General features: G+C 57.7%; 15 protein-coding genes. 7 read left to right on the top strand and 8 right to left on the bottom strand.

Annotated elements, in window-relative coordinates; translation table 11 throughout:
• Positions 1 to 89: 89 nt before the first annotated feature.
• Positions 90 to 1,763, top strand: a complete 1,674-nt coding sequence (locus tag BZL43_RS24620; RefSeq protein WP_007899905.1) for a DEAD/DEAH box helicase — start codon at positions 90 to 92, stop codon at positions 1,761 to 1,763.
• 101 nt (positions 1,764 to 1,864) lie between these two features.
• On the opposite strand, the gene BZL43_RS24615 is transcribed toward BZL43_RS24620, so the two are convergent.
• Entirely contained in the window at positions 1,865 to 2,632 is a 768-nt protein-coding gene (locus tag BZL43_RS24615) for a class III extradiol ring-cleavage dioxygenase (protein WP_095634690.1), read from the bottom strand.
• Positions 2,633 to 2,735: 103 nt separating this feature from the next.
• Here BZL43_RS24615 and BZL43_RS24610 point away from each other — a divergent pair, with 103 nt between their 5' ends.
• Complete coding sequence (locus tag BZL43_RS24610; protein WP_095634689.1) at positions 2,736 to 3,392, top strand: thiopurine S-methyltransferase; 657 nt, start codon at positions 2,736 to 2,738, stop codon at positions 3,390 to 3,392.
• A gap of 198 nt (positions 3,393 to 3,590) precedes the next feature.
• Here BZL43_RS24610 and htpX read toward each other — a convergent pair whose 3' ends face one another.
• Together htpX and BZL43_RS24600 are read right to left on the bottom strand one after the other, a co-directional pair.
• Positions 3,591 to 4,478: a protease HtpX gene (htpX, locus tag BZL43_RS24605; protein ID WP_095634688.1), complete on the bottom strand. Its 888-nt coding sequence runs from the start codon at positions 4,476 to 4,478 to the stop codon at positions 3,591 to 3,593.
• A gap of 317 nt (positions 4,479 to 4,795) precedes the next feature.
• Positions 4,796 to 6,007 carry a pyridoxal phosphate-dependent aminotransferase gene (locus BZL43_RS24600; RefSeq protein ID WP_038982221.1) on the bottom strand — a complete coding sequence of 404 codons (1,212 nt, stop codon included), beginning with the start codon at positions 6,005 to 6,007 and terminating at the stop codon, positions 4,796 to 4,798.
• Positions 6,008 to 6,232: 225 nt separating this feature from the next.
• On the opposite strand from BZL43_RS24600, the gene msrB reads away from it, so the two are divergent.
• The 3 genes from msrB (at position 6,233) to BZL43_RS24585 (ending at position 7,757) form a co-directional block, all read left to right on the top strand.
• Positions 6,233 to 6,628, top strand: coding sequence for a peptide-methionine (R)-S-oxide reductase MsrB (gene msrB / locus BZL43_RS24595; protein ID WP_095634687.1), 396 nt, complete (start codon positions 6,233 to 6,235; stop codon positions 6,626 to 6,628).
• Between the two features lie 185 nt (positions 6,629 to 6,813).
• Positions 6,814 to 7,299: a glutathione peroxidase gene (locus tag BZL43_RS24590; protein ID WP_008075665.1), complete on the top strand. Its 486-nt coding sequence runs from the start codon at positions 6,814 to 6,816 to the stop codon at positions 7,297 to 7,299.
• Positions 7,296 to 7,757, top strand: a complete 462-nt coding sequence (locus tag BZL43_RS24585) for a MarR family winged helix-turn-helix transcriptional regulator (RefSeq protein ID WP_095634686.1) — start codon at positions 7,296 to 7,298, stop codon at positions 7,755 to 7,757. Before BZL43_RS24590 ends, BZL43_RS24585 begins: the two co-directional genes overlap by 4 nt.
• On the opposite strand, the gene BZL43_RS24580 is transcribed toward BZL43_RS24585, so the two are convergent.
• A complete protein-coding gene (locus BZL43_RS24580) occupies positions 7,741 to 10,062 on the bottom strand; it encodes a response regulator (protein ID WP_095634685.1) in 2,322 nt (773 codons plus the stop codon). The genes BZL43_RS24585 and BZL43_RS24580 overlap by 17 nt on opposite strands.
• 153 nt (positions 10,063 to 10,215) lie before the next feature.
• Between BZL43_RS24580 and BZL43_RS24575 the strand changes: the two genes are divergently transcribed.
• Both BZL43_RS24575 and BZL43_RS24570 read left to right on the top strand, forming a co-directional pair.
• A complete protein-coding gene (locus BZL43_RS24575) occupies positions 10,216 to 11,106 on the top strand; it encodes an ATP-binding protein (RefSeq protein WP_095634684.1) in 891 nt (296 codons plus the stop codon).
• Positions 11,103 to 11,585 (top strand): GAF domain-containing protein, encoded by a 483-nt coding sequence (locus BZL43_RS24570; RefSeq protein ID WP_095634683.1) that lies wholly within the window; start codon positions 11,103 to 11,105, stop codon positions 11,583 to 11,585. Before BZL43_RS24575 ends, BZL43_RS24570 begins: the two co-directional genes overlap by 4 nt.
• A gap of 21 nt (positions 11,586 to 11,606) precedes the next feature.
• On the opposite strand, the gene BZL43_RS24565 is transcribed toward BZL43_RS24570, so the two are convergent.
• The 4 genes from BZL43_RS24565 to BZL43_RS24550 all read right to left on the bottom strand — a co-directional run bounded on the left by BZL43_RS24565 (position 11,607) and on the right by BZL43_RS24550 (position 18,045).
• A complete protein-coding gene (locus tag BZL43_RS24565; protein WP_095634682.1) occupies positions 11,607 to 15,248 on the bottom strand; it encodes a transporter substrate-binding domain-containing protein in 3,642 nt (1,213 codons plus the stop codon).
• Positions 15,249 to 15,256: 8 nt separating this feature from the next.
• Positions 15,257 to 15,883: a response regulator transcription factor gene (locus BZL43_RS24560; RefSeq protein ID WP_095634681.1), complete on the bottom strand. Its 627-nt coding sequence runs from the start codon at positions 15,881 to 15,883 to the stop codon at positions 15,257 to 15,259.
• A gap of 256 nt (positions 15,884 to 16,139) precedes the next feature.
• Complete coding sequence (locus BZL43_RS24555; RefSeq protein WP_095634680.1) at positions 16,140 to 16,544, bottom strand: response regulator; 405 nt, start codon at positions 16,542 to 16,544, stop codon at positions 16,140 to 16,142.
• 169 nt (positions 16,545 to 16,713) lie between these two features.
• A complete protein-coding gene (locus BZL43_RS24550) occupies positions 16,714 to 18,045 on the bottom strand; it encodes a deoxyguanosinetriphosphate triphosphohydrolase (RefSeq protein WP_095634679.1) in 1,332 nt (443 codons plus the stop codon).
• Positions 18,046 to 18,090 lie beyond the last annotated feature (45 nt).

Genomic DNA, 18,090 nt, shown 5'->3' with positions numbered 1-18,090 from the left:
GACAAAGCAGCCAGGGCGACTCTTGAGTCTTACACGGCATGCGCAGCTTTGGAGCATGGGTCTTTGCGGATGCACTTAGAGGCAGACCCATGACCCAGGAAACCGGCGGCTTCGCCGCTTTTAATCTTAATCCGAATATTCTTGCAGCAGTCATTGCGACCGGCTACGAAGAACCTTCGGCTATTCAGCAGCAATCGATCCCGATCATCATGGCCGGTCACGACATGATTGGTCAGGCGCAAACCGGTACGGGTAAAACCGCCGCGTTCGCCCTGCCGATCCTGCACCGCATCGATCCTGCTAAGCGCGAGCCGCAAGCCCTGATCCTGGCGCCAACCCGTGAGTTGGCGCTGCAAGTAGCAACCGCTTTCGAAACCTACGCCAAGCAAATGCCGGGCGTTACCGTTGTGGCCGTTTACGGCGGCGCGCCTATGGGCCCACAACTGAAAGCAATCCGTAATGGCGCGCAGATCGTTGTCGCCACACCGGGCCGTCTGTGCGACCACCTGCGTCGTGACGAAAAAGTTCTGGCAACCGTGAACCACCTGGTTCTCGACGAAGCCGATGAAATGCTCAAACTGGGTTTCATGGACGACCTCGAAGTTATCTTCAAGGCCCTGCCAGCCACCCGTCAGACCGTATTGTTCTCGGCCACCCTGCCGCAGTCGATCCGTGCCATTGCCGAACGCCATCTGCGCGATCCGCAACACGTGAAGATCCAGACCAAGACTCAGACCGTTACCGCGATCGAACAGGCTCACCTGTTGGTTCACGCTGACCAGAAGACCTCGGCTGTATTGAGCCTGCTGGAAGTGGAAGATTTCGACGCCCTGATCATGTTCGTGCGCACCAAGCAAGCGACCCTGGACCTGGCCAGTGCCCTGGAAGCCAAAGGCTACAAAGCCGCTGCGCTGAACGGTGACATTGCTCAGAACCAGCGTGAGCGCGTGATCGAATCCCTCAAGGATGGCCGTCTGGACATCGTTGTGGCAACCGACGTTGCCGCTCGTGGTCTGGACGTTCCGCGCATCACTCACGTGTTCAACGTTGATATGCCGTACGATCCTGAGTCCTACGTTCACCGTATCGGCCGTACCGGCCGTGCCGGTCGCGAAGGTCGTGCACTGCTGCTGGTGACTCCTCGTGAGCGCCGCATGCTGCAAGTGATCGAGCGTGTAACCGGTCAGAAGGTTGCCGAAGTTCGTCTGCCGGACGCCCAGGCCGTTCTCGATGCCCGCATCAAGAAACTGACCAACAGCCTGTCGCCGCTGGTCGCTGATGCCGAATCGACTCACGGTGATCTGCTGGATCGCCTGACCGCCGACATCGGTTGCACCCCGCGTGCACTGGCCGCTGCTCTGCTGCGCAAGGCAACCAATGCTCAGGCGCTGACCCTGGCCGCCATCGAGAAAGAGCGTCCGCTGGTGCCGAACAACGCACCGCGTGGCGATCGTCCAGAGCGTTCCGGTGATCGTCCGGACCGTGGTGATCGCGAGCGTCGCGCTCCGGTTCCATTGGCCGAAGGTCGTGCTCGTTGCCGTACCGCGCTGGGTGCGCGTGATGGTATCGCTGCCAAGAACCTGCTGGGCGCCATCCTGAATGAAGGTGGCCTGGCCCGTGAAGCCATCGGTCGCATCCAGGTGCGTGACAGCTTCAGCCTCGTCGAGCTGCCGGAAGATGGTCTGGAGAAACTCCTGACCAAGCTGAAAGACACTCGCGTTGCCGGTAAGCAGTTGAAGCTGCGTCGCTACCGCGAAGATTGATCCGCTCTCGAGCTGATTGATCGCCCATAAAAAATCCCCGACTGGTTCGGGGATTTTTTTTGCCTGATCGTTCCCACGCAGAGCGTGGGAACGATCAAGTGTCAGCCAAAGCGATAAATGTCCATCCCTAATGCCCCCATGGTGAAACCCTGGTGCGTAACGCTGAACTTACCCCCGGCCGCACGGGCGAAGTACAGCGGCAGCAGATGTTCATCGCTCGGATGGTTGCGCACAGCATTCGGCGCTTGCTGACGATAGTCGTGCAATGCGGCTTCGTCGTTCGTTTCGAGTTTCTCGATCATCCAGTCGCGAAATGCCTTGGCCCAGGGTTCGACGCTTTCCGGGCCGGCGTGCCAGTCCAGTTCGCGCAGATTGTGGGTGATGCTGCCGGAGCCGATCAACAGCACGCCATGCTCGCGCAGGCTGGCCAAGGCATGGCCGACGCGGGTTTGCAGGGCCGGGCCGCCACGGGTGGGGAGCGAAACCTGCACCACCGGAATATCAGCCTGCGGATACATCAACGACAAGGGTACCCAAACGCCATGGTCGAACGGTCGCTGGGTGTCGATGCGCGCCGGCAGGCCATCGGCCTTCAGCAGCTCGACCACCTCCGCCGCCAGTTGCGGATTGCCAGGGGCCGGGTATTGCACTGCAAACAAGGCTTGAGGAAAGCCACCGAAATCATGCCAGGTTTCAGGCCGGGGGTTGCCGCTCACCAACAGTTCGCTGCTTTCCCAGTGCGCGGAAACGATCACAATGGCTTCAGGTTTCGGCAATTCGGCGGCCAGGCGCGCGAGGGCCGACCCGCTGGCACCCGGTTCCAGGGCTAGCATCGGGGAGCCATGAGAGATATACAGGCTGGGGAACATGAATGAGCTCCTGAGAGTAAGATGTCACCATCTTCAGTCAGATCATTGATCTAAATCTAATATAAGTTTTAGGGTCTTTTGATCGAATTTTTCGGGGTTAATTATGCAGCCGGAGTTTTGGCACAAACGATGGGCGTCGAATCAGATCGGCTTTCATCTGCCGGAAGTGAATCCTCATCTGCAACGGTTCTGGCCAGCGTTGGGCCTGGAAGAGGGCGCTCGTGTGCTGGTGCCGCTGTGTGGGAAAAGTCTGGATCTGTTGTGGCTGGCGCACCAAGGTCATGAGGTCTTGGGGATTGAGCTGTCGGAAAAAGCCGTGGAGGACTTCTTCGCTGAACATCAATTTGATCCGGACGTCAGTGAGCAGGGGCCCTTCAAGGTCTACCGTGCCGGTTCAATCGAATTGTGGTGTGGCGATTTCTTCGAGTTGACGGCAGGCGATGTGGCCGACTGCAGTGGTTTGTACGACCGCGCGGCATTGATTGCACTGCCGCCAGCGATGCGTGAGCGGTACGCGGCTCATCTGATCCGGATTCTGCCGAAGGATTCTCTGGGGCTGTTGATTACCCTGGATTACGACCAGGCGCAGATGGACGGGCCGCCGTTTGCCGTGCTGGATGATGAAGTGCAGCGGTTGTTCGGCGATGTGTGGGCGCTGAAGATTCTGGAAGACCAGGATGTCCTGGGTGAGAGCTGGAAGTTTCTCGAGGCAGGCGTCACGCGGCTGGAGGAGCGAGTCTATCGGGTTGCCAGCCGATAGGTATGTGGCGGTTGTACCGGCCCCTTCGCGGGCAAGCTTGCTCCTACAGGCTTTGTGTTATTCGCCGATTATGTGAACGACACAAGATCTGTAGGAGCGAGGCTTGCCCGCGATGAGGCCCTGATGAACTCCACACCAACCAGAAGACAAAAAAAGGCCCGCATTCACTGCGGGCCTTTTCTTTTGGTGCTGAGCCTGTCAGCCCCGACGACGCAATGCGTCGATACGCTCTTCCAGCGGCGGGTGGCTCATGAACATACGGGCGAACCCTTGTTTGAGGCCACCGTTGATGCCAAAGGCAGTCAGGGTGTCCGGCATGTGCACCGGCAGCCCTTGTTCTGCACGCAGACGCTGCAAGGCACCAATCATTGCACTGGTACCCGCCAGGCGTGCACCGGCATCATCAGCCCGGAATTCACGTTTACGCGAGAACCACATGACGATGGCGCTGGCCAGGATGCCCAGAACCAGTTCAGCGAAGATGGTCGCTACGTAGTAGGCGATACCTTGGCCTTCTTCGTTCTTGAAGATCACCTTGTCGACAAAGTTACCGATGATCCGGGCGAAGAACATCACGAAGGTGTTCACCACGCCCTGGATCAACGCCAGGGTGACCATGTCGCCATTGGCCACGTGGCCGATTTCGTGGGCCAGAACGGCTTTCACTTCATCCGGCGAGAAACGTTCGAGCAAGCCCTGGCTGACCGCGACCAGTGCATCGTTCTTGTTCCAGCCGGTGGCGAAGGCGTTGGCTTCATAAGCCGGGAAAATCCCGACCTCGGGCATCTTGATCCCGGCTTCGCGGGACAATTGCTCGACGGTTTGCAGCAGCCATTGCTCGTGCCGGGTGCGCGGCTGGCTGATGATCTGGGTGCTGGTGCTCATTTTCGCCATCCACTTGGAGATGAACAGCGAGAACAGGGAACCGGCGAAACCAAAGACCGCACAGAAAATCAGCAGCTGATTGAGGTTCAGATCAACCCCATTGGCCGCCATGAACCCGTTGAAGCCGAAAAGGCTCAGGGTGATGCTGGCAATCAGCACGACCGCCAGGTTAGTGGCCAAAAACAGCAAAATGCGCATCATGGTTGTAGAAATCTCCTCGTGCTAAATATGTAGCGTGATGCGGGGTATATAAGGTGCTGCACCGGGCTATTCAACCAAGTGACTATTTCAAACTGTGTCCTACAGCAACAGTCTAGCTGCTTGAAGGGTATTTCCGACGTCGACATGGGAAACGGTTGTCAGCCAATTAGCGTCGCAGGGCCCCGCCGTTGTTAGGCGCGGGCATGAAACGTGTCGTCCGTCAGCGCTTGAAACGACGATGCAGGGCAGGATGCAAAGATATGTTGCTGAATTAATCACCGTGCGACGTTAATTGGCGTCGCACGGTGACTGGCCACTTACTGGCGATAGGATTTGAGGAAGTTGCCGATCCGGCCGATCGCCTGATCCAGGTCGTCGAGTCGTGGCAAGGTGACCACACGGAAATGATCCGGCCATGGCCAGTTGAAGGCCGTGCCTTGTACCACCAGCAGCTTTTCGGAAAGTAGCAGGTCGAGCACGAATTTCTCGTCGTTGTGGATCGGACAGACTTTCGGGTCGATCCGCGGGAATGCATACAGCGCGCCCATCGGCTTGACACAGCTTACGCCCGGAATGTCATTCAGCAGTTCCCAGGTACGATTGCGCTGTTCCAGCAAACGCCCTTGTGGCAGCACCAGATCGTTGATGCTTTGATAGCCGCCCAGTGCGGTCTGGATGGCGTGCTGGCTCGGCACGTTGGCACACAGACGCATGTTGGCCAGCATGTCGATGCCTTCGATGTAGCTCTGGGCGTGGTGTTTCGGGCCGGAAATGGCGATCCAGCCGGAACGGAAACCGGCCACGCGATAGGACTTGGACAGACCGTTGAAGGTCAGGCACAACAAGTCCGGCGCCAGAGAGGCGGTGCAGATGTGCACGGCGTCGTCGTAAAGGATCTTGTCGTAGATCTCATCGGAGAACACCACCAGATTGTGCTGACGGGCCAGCTCCAGCATGCCCAGCAGCACTTCCTTCGAGTACACCGCACCGGTCGGGTTATTCGGGTTGATGATCACCAGCGCCTTGGTGTTTGGGGTGATCTTGGCCTTGATGTCGGCCAGATCTGGCCACCAGTTGGCCTGCTCGTCGCACAGATAATGCACCGGGTTACCGCCCGACAGGCTGACTGCGGCGGTCCACAGCGGGTAGTCGGGAGCCGGCACCAGCACTTCGTCGCCGTTATTGAGCAAGGCCTGCATCGACATCACGATCAGCTCGGAAACGCCGTTGCCCAGGTAGATGTCTTCGATACCGACGCCTTCCACCTGTTTTTGCTGGTAGTACTGCATCACGGCCTTGCGGGCGCTGAACAGGCCCTTGGAGTCGCTGTAGCCCTGGGCGGTCGGCAGGTTGCGGATCACGTCCTGAAGGATTTCATCCGGCGCTTCGAAACCAAAGGGCGCCGGGTTGCCGATGTTCAGCTTGAGGATGCGATGGCCTTCCTCTTCCAGGCGTTTGGCGTGCTTGAGCACTGGGCCGCGAATGTCGTAGCAGACGTTGGCGAGCTTGTTCGATTTGCTGACCTGCATGGCGATGTGTTCCCGAAAATGAACGATCCAGGCGGCGTATGAACGACCGTACTGGGAATCCTGCGTATTCACACAGGCCTGACGCCTTGAGTGGCGGCATTCATAATCCGTTTGAATGCACGTGGTCTGGCTGCCAGACTGGCGTTTGACGAGGCGCAATCATACGTGCCGCCCGATCCGTGGAAAAGGTACAGATCGGGCTTTTTCAGTTGCTGAGGTGTGATCATGGAAAAGTTGGAAAAAACCCTGGAAGAATGGCGTGAAATGCTCGATCCGGAGCAGTACAACGTTTGCCGCCTCAAGGGCACCGAACGGCCATTCTCCGGCAAATACAACGGCACCAAAACCGACGGTGTCTACCAGTGCATCTGCTGCAACGCACCGCTGTTCGACTCCAAGACCAAATTCGATTCCGGTTGCGGCTGGCCGAGCTTCTACGCGCCGATCGGCGACAGCGCGATGGTCGAGATCCGCGATGTCAGCCATGGCATGATTCGCACTGAAGTGGTCTGCGCCAAATGCGACGCGCACCTTGGGCATGTGTTCCCGGACGGTCCGCCACCCACTGGCCTGCGTTACTGCATCAACTCGGTGTGCCTGGACCTGGTTCCCCGCGAGTAAGGCGAGCCCGTAGGAGCGAAGCTTGCTCGCGAAGGTGTCTTGGCATTCAACATTGATGCTGACTGGCCCGTCGCCTTCGCGAGCAAGCTTCGCTCCTACAGATGACGGCGTTCAATATTTTAAATTGCACACAATTCAATTGCTCGCTATGTTTGGTCTTTGTTCTTCCACTCGGAGTTCGTGCCATGAGCGACAACCTGTTGAGCATCCCTTGCACCACCATCAAGGGCGAGCAAAAGACCCTGGCCGATTTCGCCGGCAAAGCGGTGCTGGTGGTCAACACCGCCAGTAAATGCGGGTTCACCCCGCAGTACAAAGGTCTTGAAGAGTTGTGGCAGACCTACAAGGATCAAGGCCTGGTGGTGCTCGGTTTTCCCTGCAATCAGTTCGGCAAGCAGGAGCCGGGTAACGAGGGGGCGATTTCCGAGTTCTGCGAGTTGAACTACGGGGTGAGCTTCCCGCTGTTCAAGAAGATTGAAGTCAATGGTGCCGGCGCCCATCCATTGTTCGTTCAGCTGAAAAAACGCGCACCGGGCGTGCTGGGATCCCAGGGCATCAAGTGGAACTTCACCAAGTTCCTGATCGGCAAGGATGGCAAGTTGGTCAAGCGTTTTGCTCCGGCGACCAAGCCGCAGGATCTGAGCCGCGAGATCGAAGCCCTGCTCAAATGAACACGTTGTCAGTCGATTCGTTGAAGCTCGACAGCCAGCTCTGCTTCAAACTGTACGCCGCTTCTCGCGCGGTGATCCGCGCCTACAAGCCGATGCTCGATCAGTTGGGACTGACTTACCCGCAATACCTGGCGATGCTGGTGCTGTGGGAATGGCAGGAGGTGGCGCCGGAGCAACCGACGGTCAAGGCCCTGGGTGAGCGCCTGGCGCTGGATTCCGGCACCTTGACGCCATTGCTCAAGCGCCTTGAGCAACTGCAACTGGTGCAGCGTCGGCGTTCGGCGCGCGATGAGCGAGAGGTGCACTTGAGCCTGTCCTCCGCCGGTCAGGCTTTGCGTGATCAGGTCGGGCCGCTCAAGGCCCGGCTGTTGTGCGATAGCGGTGTCGACCTGGATCGCCTGAACGATCTGCGCGATGGCCTCGATCACCTGTTGGGGCAAATCAAAGCGCTGTCGTAGTGGGTATCCACAAGTCGAGCAAGGCAGCCAGTTCTTCCCTGCGAAAAGGTTTGGCCAGGTAGTCACTCATGCCCGCCGCACGGCAGCGTTCGCGTTCTTCGGACATGGCGTTGGCGGTCAGGGCGACGATGGGCAGCTGCGGCCAGCGCCCGCTGCGACGAATCTGCCGACTGGCTTCATAGCCATCCATCACCGGCATGTTGCAGTCCATCAGCACCAGATCGAATTCGCTCTGCTCAAGCTGATCCAGCGCTTCGCCGCCGTGGGCCGCGACGCTCACCTCGCAACCGAGTTTTCCGAGCATGCCCTTGGCCACCAGTTGATTGACCGGGTTGTCTTCCACCAGCAGGATGCGTCCGCGTCGCTGGGGTGAGATGGCTTCGATCCGTGCCCCGTTAATGGTGGTGAGTTCCGGCTGCAAGATCCGCCGCAATGTCTGGTAAAGCGCATTACGCGCCAGAGGCCGCGCCTGTTGCTGCAAGGGCGCGAGGGCGTTGACCTGGTCGCTGGGCAGGAAACTGCCGTAGGCGGTCACCAGCAGAATCGGCGCGGTGAAAGTCGGGCGCAGACCGAACAGGCATTCGGGGCAGTCGGTGATCAGCACATCCGGCTTCAGCCCGATCAACCGGTCATCAATGGAACGTTGCTGGTAGTCGAGCCCCCAACTGGGCAGCAGACTGTTCAGTAATTCCGCCAGACCGCTGCTGGCGGCGGTGATTGCAACGATGTTGCCCTGCAGTGCGGCCGGGGAAATGGCCCGGGTATGGCAGGGCAGGGGCAGGTCGGCACAGAACTGGCTGCCGAAACCCGCTTCCGAACTGATCGTCAGGCGCCCTTGCATGGCTTCGCAGAGGCTATAAGTCAGCGCCAGGCCCAACCCGGTGCCGCCGAATTGCCGGGTAATGCCAGCACCAGCCTGGGTAAACGGCTGGAATATTTTCACTTGTGCATCCTGGGCGATGCCGATGCCAGTGTCGCAGACTTCGATTCGCACACCGTCTTCGAACGTTGAAAGACGCACATCGACCCGGCCGAAACGGGTGAATTTGAGAGCGTTGGATAACAGGTTGCTGACGATCTGCCGGACCCGGGTCGGATCACCGAGCACCAACGCAGGAAATTGCGGATCAATCAGGCAGGCCAGCTCGACACTGGGCGCGGCGTTCTGGGACAGCAGGTTGGCGGTGTCTTCGATGAGCGAACCAAGGTCGAAGGGAATGTGTTCGAGTTCGAGCTGGCCAGCATCAAATTTCGACAGGTCGAGAATATCGTTGAGCAGTTCCACCAGCACTTTGCCCGAGTCATGGGCGATGGACAGCTGTTGCTGCTGCTCGGCATTGAGCGGGCCGTCCAGCGAGAGCGCGATCATCCCCAGCAGACCGTTGAGGGGCGTACGGATTTCATGACTCATGTTGGCCAGGAACACCGAACGCGCTTCGGCCATGTCCAGGGCCGTGCTGCGGGCAACCTCCAGTTCCTCGTTCGATTGGCTGAGGCGGGTGTTGATTGCCTTGAGTTCTGCGGTGCGGGCCGAGACGATGTTTTCCAGTTGCGACAGGTAGTCGGTCAGGCGGTTTTCGGCGTTGCGCCGTTGCTGGATTTCGGTGGCGATGTTTTCAAACTGCTGATTGGCGACCTTGACCAAGACCCCGATTTCATCGTTTTCATGCCCCGTCGGACACTCCAGCAACGTCGGTTCCGCGCTGCGTGGATCACGGCCACTGAGCTCGCGGATAACCCGCACCAGCGGTTTGGTCAGCATCACATAAAACAGCGCCAGCAGGATGCCCGTGAGAATCAGGCTGCGCGCGAAGCCGTTGAGCAGGGTCACTTCGGCCCGGCGCAGGAAACGACTGCCAAAGGTGTAGGTATCGACTTCCAGTTGCAAGGTCCCGAGGGATTCGTCGGGCAAGTGGTCGAGGTAAAGGCGGTCTGCGAACTGCCGGTTGGCACCGAACAGGAAGTCGCTGATCATCCGGTCACTGTTTTCCAGGCCCGGACGTTTGACGCTGGCCAGCACGGTATTGTTGTTGTCGGTCAATTGCGCGCCGATGATTGCCGGGGAGCGCAACAGACCCAGGGCCAGTTCCTGAGCAAGTTCGGCATCGATGTTGTAGGCGATACGAGAGGCGGGGTTATGACTGATTTCCAGCAACGACAGTATTTCGCGGTTGATGGAGGCATCTTCGCTGGCATAATCGATGCCTATTTGCACCAGGCTGAGCAGCGTGCCCAGAATGAATCCAGCCAGCACCGTAAGCCTGGCTTGTTTGTATGACAGCCGGTGGCTGAACTTGATATCCATGGGATGTTGAACCACTTCCGTTTCCCTTCGCTGCTCAAGCATAGTCGATCATCAATGGATACCGATGTTCTGGCAAAACACTTGTAGGGGTGTCGACGCTGTGTTTCGTCGCTGTATTGCCATCATTACCTTGAACGTGCCCGAGGAGAAGACGTGGATTCCCGATTGAATGCTTTTCTTGAACGCGCCGATGCCGTTTTGGCCCGCATCGAGCCCCTGCTTCCAGCGCCTCGGCAAGCCATCGACTGGACGCATTGCCTGGCCGCGCGCTGGCAGCGCGAAGGGCGCTGCGGTTTTCTGTTGCCGCTGCAAGTCAGCCTGGATACGCGTTTGTCCGACTTGATCGGCGTTGACCGGCAAGTGGAGCAACTGGGCCGCAACACCCGACAGTTCCTCGATGGCATGCCGGCCAACCATGCTTTGCTCTGGGGCTCGCGTGGTACCGGTAAATCGTCGCTGGTGCGTGCCTTGCTGTCGGAACACGCCAAAAGTGGCTTGCGACTGATCGAGATCGAACGCGATCACCTGGCGGACTTGCCGCGCGTGGTCGAGCAGATCGCCAAGTTGCCTCAGCGCTTTGTGCTGTTCTGCGATGACCTGTCGTTCGAGTCGGGCGAGGGCGATTACCGCGTGCTCAAGAGTGTGCTCGATGGTTCGCTCGAACAGGCACCAGACAACGTTCTGCTGTACGCCACCTCCAACCGTCGCCATCTGGTGCCGGAAAAGGAAAGCGATAACGAAAACTGGAAAAGGGTCGATGGCGAACTCCATCCCAGTGAGGCGGTGGAAGACAAGATCGCGCTGTCGGACCGTTTTGGCCTGTGGCTGTCGTTCTATCCGTTTACCCAGGAGCATTTCCTCAACGTCGTCGAACACTGGATCGGCCAATTGGCCGGCAAGGCCGGGCTTGAGTGGCAGCGTGATGAAGAACTGGACATCCTCGCCGTGCGCTGGGCCACTGGACGGGGCAATCGCAACGGACGTTGCGCGTATCAATTTGCCCGTTATTGGGTTGGGCTGAAGCTGTTGGAGCACAAGGCATGATCGATTTACAAAAGAGTGGCCAGGGCCTGGAGGGCTACGGCATGCTGTGGGCGCAGCTGGAATCACTGCTGGCAGACGAGCGTGATTTTATCGCCAACGCCGCACAATTTTCGGCGTTTCTGTTCAACCAGTTCGATGACCTGAACTGGGCCGGTTTCTACCTTAATCGCAACGAAGAACTGGTGCTTGGCCCGTTTCAGGGGCAGATCGCCTGTGTACGAATTCCATTCGGTCGCGGTGTGTGCGGGGCGGCGGCGGCCACTTTGCAGACGCAACGAGTCGAAGATGTACACGCGTTTCCCGGGCACATCGCGTGCGACAGTGCCTCGAACAGTGAGCTGGTGGTGCCGTTGGTCAAGGACGGTCGACTGATCGGCGTGCTGGACCTCGACAGCCCGAAACTCGCACGTTTTACCGCTGAAGATCAGGCCGGTATCGAGCAGCTGGCGGCGATTTTCCTGCGTCTGACCGACTGTTGATCAGGCCGTCAAGCCGGCCAGTCAATGCTCCTTCAATGTGCTTTTGTCATGGCGTGCCATCTGTTGCTGCAATGATCGCTCCAGTTCGAGCATGGCGCGCTCCATGGCCTTGCTGCAATCGGCCACCTCATCGTCGTTCAATCTGTCATTACAGGCCTGTTCGAGCGCCTCGCAACGGTCGATCAGTCGGCAGGCCTGGACAATTCGGGCCGCACCCTTGATTTTGTGGGCAATGTCGAGGAGTGATTGGCGGTCCTTGGACTCCGATAGCGCCAGCAGCGCTTTGCGGTCCAGACGGGTGCTGTTCAGCAGTTCGGTCAACAATCGCTGGTTCAGTGTCGGGTTGCCACCGGTCAACAGGTGCAGCCCCTCCAGACTGAAGGCCGGCGCGCGGACCATCGTGGTGATGCCTTCGACCCATTGGCTCAAGGCCGTCAGGCTGAGGGGTTTGAACAGGCAATCGTCCATCCCGGCCAGTTTGCAGCGTTGTCTTTCCTCCGGCTGTGCGTTGGCGGTGAAACCCAGAACGATACAGGGAGGTCGTTTCAAGTGCTGTTCATGTTGGCGAATGGCCCGGACCAGCTCATATCCATTCATGATCGGCATGTTGCAATCGGCAATCACCAGGTCGAATGGCTGACTCTTCCAGGCCTTGAATCCCGCCTCGCCATCCGCTGCGACGTTGAACCGATGCCCCAGAAACTCCAGTTGCTGACACATGAGCAAGCGATTGGCCGGATGATCATCGACCACCAGCACGTTCAAAGGAGCAGTACTTGGATGGATTTGCGGCTCGACAGATGCCGGCATCCGTTCCCTCGGCAAGGTGGCCAGGTTCAGCGAAATGCGGACCTGCGTGCCCACTCCAGACTGACTGGTTAATTGCAGGCTGCCACCCATCATTTCGCACAGATTGCGGCTGATCACCAGGCCCAGCCCCGCACCGCCTCGGGCTAACTGGTCGGAGTTATCAGCCTGAACGAAAGGCTCGAACAGGCGCTGTTGATCCTGCTCGCTGATTCCTGCGCCGCTGTCTTCCACCAGTAACTGCAACCGGACCCGGTCGGGTTCGTCGGTCGGCTGCAACTCGACGTTGATCCTGACCTGGCCCTGTTGCGTGAACTTGATGGCATTGCTGATCAGATTGGACAGCACTTGCTTGAAACGCATCGGGTCCAATACGACATCGGTCGCTGGTTTGGCAGGGCTGAAGTGCAGTTGCAGTCCAAGATTTTTCTGCCGCGCCAGCCCGTCGAAAATCCGCACCACCGAGGCTACGGTTTCAGTCAGATTGACGCGTTCCGGGCTCAGGCTCAGACGCCCGGATTCGATGCGCGCAATATCAAGAATGTCCCCGATCAGTTCCAGCAGGTCTTTGGCCGACTGGTACGCGACATCGATGGCGGGGCGATCTGGATGACGGTGATCGATGCGTTTGAGCGTCAGTTCGAGCATGCCGATGATTGCATTCATGGGCGTGCGGATCTCATGGCTCATGGTCGCCAGAAAAGTGCTTTTAGCTCGGTTGGCGGCATCGGCTTGTTCTTTCGCGGCCCGTAGTTCATCGAACAATTGCCGGCGTTCGCTGATGTCGATCCAGCCGCCAATGATGCCCTGCACGTCACCGCTCGAATCGCGATAAGGAAGAATCCAGTGATAGATCGTCAGCTGGCGGTCTTCGATGTGCAACTGACGGTCGAGAATCAGCGGCGTTCCCTCGGCCATGACGCGCTGGTAGTCCGCCTGATATTCCCGTGCTTCGAAGATGTTGCCCAAGGTGCCCTGTATGACACCTTTACCGATGATGTCTTCGCGTTTCGCGCAGAAAGTTTCCAGATAGCTGTCGTTGCAGCTTTGCAGCAATCCCTGGCGATCACGCACGTAAATGGGATGAGGCGTGCCGTTGACCAGTGATCGCATGAATTCCAGTTGATCGTTCAATGCGCGCTCGGCCGCCTGCCGCTGTTTGATCTGGCGCCTCATATAGGCGTTCCAGGCAACGGATATCAGCAGCAACACGCCGGCGCCTGTAACGATTTGATAGAACAGGCGATGATAGTTGCGCCAGGTACTTTGCGAGGCTGCTGAATAGCCGCGCCAGCGGTTGTTGATGATGCCCAGCTCTTCGGGGGCGATGCTCAGCAGTGCCTTGTCGAGGATGGCATTCAGCTCTTTGGCGTCGCGCCCGGTCGCCAGGGAAAACGCTGCCTGTCGGGTGCCGATGGTGGTACTGATCTGAAGTGTCTGTTCGAAGATCCGCGATGAAATGAAGTAGTTGGCGATCACCAGTGAATTCACCGCACCTTCTGCCTGGCCCTCTGCGAGCAATTCAACGGCACTGAACGTGTCCGGGGTTTCAACCAGGTTGATTCGCGGAAACTCGCTGCGCAAGTAATCCACCAGTGGATTGCCTTGGGCGATGGCCAGGCGTTTGTCGTGCAATTGCGTAAGGTTTGTCGGGCTGTCGGCCGCTTTGCGCGTCAGCAGCACAAAGGAGTTTTCCAGATAGGGGCGGCTGAAGCTCAACGTCGTTTCACGCTCGACGCTGGGGAGCAGGGCGGCGATCAGGTCGGCCTGATGGTTGGCGACCTGCTCGATCATCTTGTCATCGCTTCGGCTGCGCTGGATGTCGAAGCGCAAACCGGTGCGCAATCTGATCAGCTCGAGCAAATCAGCGGTGACGCCCCGAAAGTTGCCGTCGCTGTCGAAAAACGTCAGTGGCGCAAACGCTTCATTGACCACCACGCGCACGACTGGATGTTGTGCCAGCCAGCGCTCTTCACGGTGGCTGAGTTGCAGTTTGTGATCGGTGAGAAGAATGTCGCTGCCGGCACTCCAGCGTTTGGCGATGTTTTCCCGCTCGCTGGTGGGAATGGTCCTGAGTACTGCGTTGATGATTGCGAGCAGATGCGGATTGTCCTTCTGCACGGCAAAGCTGAAACCATGGGCTTCGTGTTTACCGAAGTTGGCCATGCGGATGTTGTTCAGATACCCCTTGTTGATCATGTAGTGGGTTGAAATGGTGTCGCCAAGAAAGACGTCGGCCTGGTCGAAGGCAACCGCATTGATTGCATTCTGGTAGGACGGATAAGAGGTGATGATTGCCTTGGGATACAGCGCCCTGACTTCGTCCAGAGGCAGATAGTGATAGACCATGCTAAGTCGCATGCCGGCCAGTCCATCGGTCAGCGACCTGGTTTCACCTTCTCGGGTCACCAGTACGGGCTGATCCACCGCATAAGGTGTGGAAAGGGCAATGTCGGCATTGTCAGCCTCGAACCCATTGGCGGTGCCAAGCATGTCGACCTGACCTTTTTCCAGCGCCTCGATCGCGGCCCCTCGGGAGGCGAAGCGCTGAACCTTGACCGGCAATCCTATGGCCTTGCCGAGGATACCTGCGTAATCGGCGGTGAAACCTTCATAGTCGTGGCCGCTGAGGGTCAGGTCGAAGGGAGGATAATCCGGAGCCGATGTACCCAGGATCAATTCGCGTTTGTCCTTGACCCATTGTTGTTGTGAGGGATTCAACTGGACTTCCATATGCCCGACCGTCGAACGACTGAGCAGGGTGTAGTGGCTGGCTGGTTGAGCCGCGAGTATTGAAGTGCTCAGGCATAAACCTGCGGCCATGAGTATCAGACAATCCTTGAAACGGCTGGGCATCCTGGTTCTCACACTAACGCGTTGCGTTTTGCCATATCGATGAGTTCAACCAGGGATTTGGCCTTGAGTTTCTGCATGAGTCGTTTTTTATAAGTGCTGACTGTCTTGTTGCTGAGAAACATGCCCTTGGCAATTTCCTTGTTAGTACGACCCTGGGCGAAAAGTTGTAATACCATCAGTTCTCGATCATTGACGGATTTGAACAGTTCCAGGTCGGCCCAGCGCACATCGTCACGACGAACAGGATTCAATGCTTGACTGGGGAAGTAGTTGTAACCTGATAAAACTGCCTTGATCGCACTCATCAATTCACTGAGGTCTTCCTGTTTGCATACATAGCCCGATGCACCGGATTGCATGCAACGAATACCGAAAAGTGTCGGGCACTGTGCAGTTAATACCAGTGTTTTTAACGGTGTGCTCATGGCGTTGAAGCGGGAAAGAACTTCCAGTCCATCCAGTTTGGGAATGCTGATGTCGAGGATGATCAGGTCAGGCATGCATTCGCGAACCATCTGCATTGCATCGACCCCATTGTCAGTTTCGCCGACGACTTTGTAACCTTCATGTTCCAGCAACATTCGAACCGCAAGGCGGATGACAGGGTGATCGTCGACAATAAAAACGGAGTTCATAATCAAATCCCATACGTGCACAAATAATGCGCGCACCTTAGCTCAGATAGTTGTGGAGCCGCATGAACTGAGGGTGCTATAGCGACAATATAGGAAAAGTCCTACAACCGAAGAAGAACGGGACTACGTATCAACTAGGTTTTGCATGAGGAAAGGCAAAGTTTGGCAGGGCGGGTCAAGCGATTGAAAGCATTGAGTTAGAGGTCTGAATCCATGCGCTGATCATTGTTTTAGTGTGTTTGGGTTTTTGTGTTTTTTATACGGAGGCCAGGGTCAATAAGTTTCTGAAGTCTGATTGTTTCAATGGTTTGATCAAATAACCGAGCAGCGGCAATCCATGTTCGTAAGCCATGACTTCAAGTTTGTCCAGTTCGACAGCTGTCAGGCTGCTCAGCAGTATTGCCTGCCTGATCATCCCCCGGTGACTGGCGTATTCGATCAAATCAAGGCCAGCAAGGTCGGGGAGGCATTGGTCGCACAAAAGAATGTCGAACGGTTGCACAGCCTTGAGCATTTGTTGCAAGGCGCTTTTGGCGCTGTCAGCGGCGGTCAGTTGGGTGAAGCCAAAACTCTCGAGCAGGTACTGAGTCGCCCGTAGCTGAAAGGGATGATCTTCTACCAGCAAGATGCGCCAATCATGTTTGAGCACAGGAGTTTTCATGGGTTTTCTGTCGAGCAAAGGGAGTGCAATTATTTCGCGAGATGGCAAAACAATCGATCAGTCCGCTCCGCACAAGGTGTAGGGCGATTCTGTCGACGTTGAAATACAGATGAATGTCGAGAATGCGATCAGCCGCTCAGAACCCTCTGACAGGGCTGATCGTACGTTTTTATCGGTGACTTGAACGCCCGGTCATTTCCAGCGCCATTTCACCGGCATAGCTGTCGGTCATGCCTGCGATGAAATCAATCATGCGCAAGAAGGAGGTGTGTAAAGGGCCGTGAGGATCGGGCGCATTGTTGCCCAACAAGTCGAGTATGCGGCGGTGCTTGAAGGATGGCGTACGGCCGTTATGTTGCTCCAGCGCCGCGCCGCAAAAGGCGTTGAGCAAGATTTCCAGGGTGGTGTAGGCGCCGATTTCGTGGAGTGTCTTGCGTTTGTCCTGGAAGATTTTCTTGCGCGCCATGTCCTTGGCATTCAAGACGCAACGCTTGGCGGGGCCGTGCATGTGTTCCACCAGGTCGCCAGCCAGCGTGCCGGCCAGCAGCGCGTCCTGTTGTTCGACGAATGCTCGGGCTGCTGCGTTGGTCAGGTGTTCGATGGCTTTGCCCCGCAGGATCGCCAGTTTGCGCCGACGCGAATCTTGCGGGCCGAGCTGGCGATAGGTTTCCGGAAGATCGTCGCCCACCAGGTCCAGCAACAGAGACTCGACTTCGGCGTACTCCAACAGCTCCATCTCCAGGCCATCCTCCAGATCGATCAGTGCATAGCAGATGTCGTCGGCGGCCTCCATCAGGTACACCAGCGGATGGCGCGCCCAGCGTTGTTCGTCCAGTTGGGGCAGACCGAGCTTGTGAGCGATCTGTTCCAGCAATGGCAGTTCGCTCTGATAACAGCCGAACTTGTGCTTCTTGTAGCCCAGTGAGTCGGCGTGCCGGGCAGTCCACGGATATTTCAGGTAGGTGCCCAGCGTGGCGTAGGTCAGCCGGGTCCCCCCTTCGAACTGGTGGTACTCAAGTTGGGTAAGCACCCGGAAACCTTGGGCATTGCCTTCGAAATTGAGGAAGTCATTGCGTTCCGCTTCGCTCATCGCATCCAGCCAGCCGCGGCCGGCGGCCTGCTGGAACCAGTGGCGGATCGCGTCTTCACCGGAATGACCGAAGGGCGGATTACCGATGTCATGGGCCAGGCAAGCGGATTGCACCACCATCCCCAGATCACTCGGTTCGCACCAGTCGGGCAGGGCACTACGGATGGTTTCACCGACACGCATACCCAGCGAACGGCCGACGCAGCTGACTTCCAGCGAGTGGGTCAGGCGCGTGTGGATATGATCGTTGCTGGAGACCGGATGAACCTGGGTCTTGCGCCCGAGACGGCGAAACGCGCCCGAGAAAATGATGCGGTCGTGGTCTTTATGGAAAGGGCTGCGGCCGAGTTCTTCCGGGCTGTGCACAGGCTTTCCGAGGCGTTCGCGGGTAAGCAGGGTTTGCCAATCCAAGGCTGGTTTCTCCGTCAGGTGACTGAGCCTCTAGCTTCCCGGTTC

Source organism: Pseudomonas sp. PICF141 (genome assembly GCF_002286815.1).
Taxonomy (GTDB): Bacteria; Pseudomonadota; Gammaproteobacteria; order Pseudomonadales; family Pseudomonadaceae; genus Aquipseudomonas.
This window is presented reverse-complemented; position numbering and strand designations above follow the sequence as displayed.

What these genes read in the sequence shown, in the direction of transcription:
- htpX (WP_095634688.1), bottom strand. Translation starts at nt 4,478, where the DNA reads ATGATGCGCATTTTGCTGTTTTTGGCCACTAACCTGGCGGTCGTGCTG.
- BZL43_RS24620 (WP_007899905.1), top strand. Translation starts at nt 90, where the DNA reads ATGACCCAGGAAACCGGCGGCTTCGCCGCTTTTAATCTTAATCCGAAT.
- BZL43_RS24615 (WP_095634690.1), bottom strand. Translation starts at nt 2,632, where the DNA reads ATGTTCCCCAGCCTGTATATCTCTCATGGCTCCCCGATGCTAGCCCTG.
- BZL43_RS24585 (WP_095634686.1), top strand. Translation starts at nt 7,296, where the DNA reads ATGAACACGTTGTCAGTCGATTCGTTGAAGCTCGACAGCCAGCTCTGC.
- msrB (WP_095634687.1), top strand. Translation starts at nt 6,233, where the DNA reads ATGGAAAAGTTGGAAAAAACCCTGGAAGAATGGCGTGAAATGCTCGAT.
- BZL43_RS24560 (WP_095634681.1), bottom strand. Translation starts at nt 15,883, where the DNA reads ATGAACTCCGTTTTTATTGTCGACGATCACCCTGTCATCCGCCTTGCG.
- BZL43_RS24590 (WP_008075665.1), top strand. Translation starts at nt 6,814, where the DNA reads ATGAGCGACAACCTGTTGAGCATCCCTTGCACCACCATCAAGGGCGAG.
- BZL43_RS24610 (WP_095634689.1), top strand. Translation starts at nt 2,736, where the DNA reads ATGCAGCCGGAGTTTTGGCACAAACGATGGGCGTCGAATCAGATCGGC.
- BZL43_RS24555 (WP_095634680.1), bottom strand. Translation starts at nt 16,544, where the DNA reads ATGAAAACTCCTGTGCTCAAACATGATTGGCGCATCTTGCTGGTAGAA.
- BZL43_RS24600 (WP_038982221.1), bottom strand. Translation starts at nt 6,007, where the DNA reads ATGCAGGTCAGCAAATCGAACAAGCTCGCCAACGTCTGCTACGACATT.
- BZL43_RS24565 (WP_095634682.1), bottom strand. Translation starts at nt 15,248, where the DNA reads ATGCCCAGCCGTTTCAAGGATTGTCTGATACTCATGGCCGCAGGTTTA.
- BZL43_RS24570 (WP_095634683.1), top strand. Translation starts at nt 11,103, where the DNA reads ATGATCGATTTACAAAAGAGTGGCCAGGGCCTGGAGGGCTACGGCATG.
- BZL43_RS24580 (WP_095634685.1), bottom strand. Translation starts at nt 10,062, where the DNA reads ATGGATATCAAGTTCAGCCACCGGCTGTCATACAAACAAGCCAGGCTT.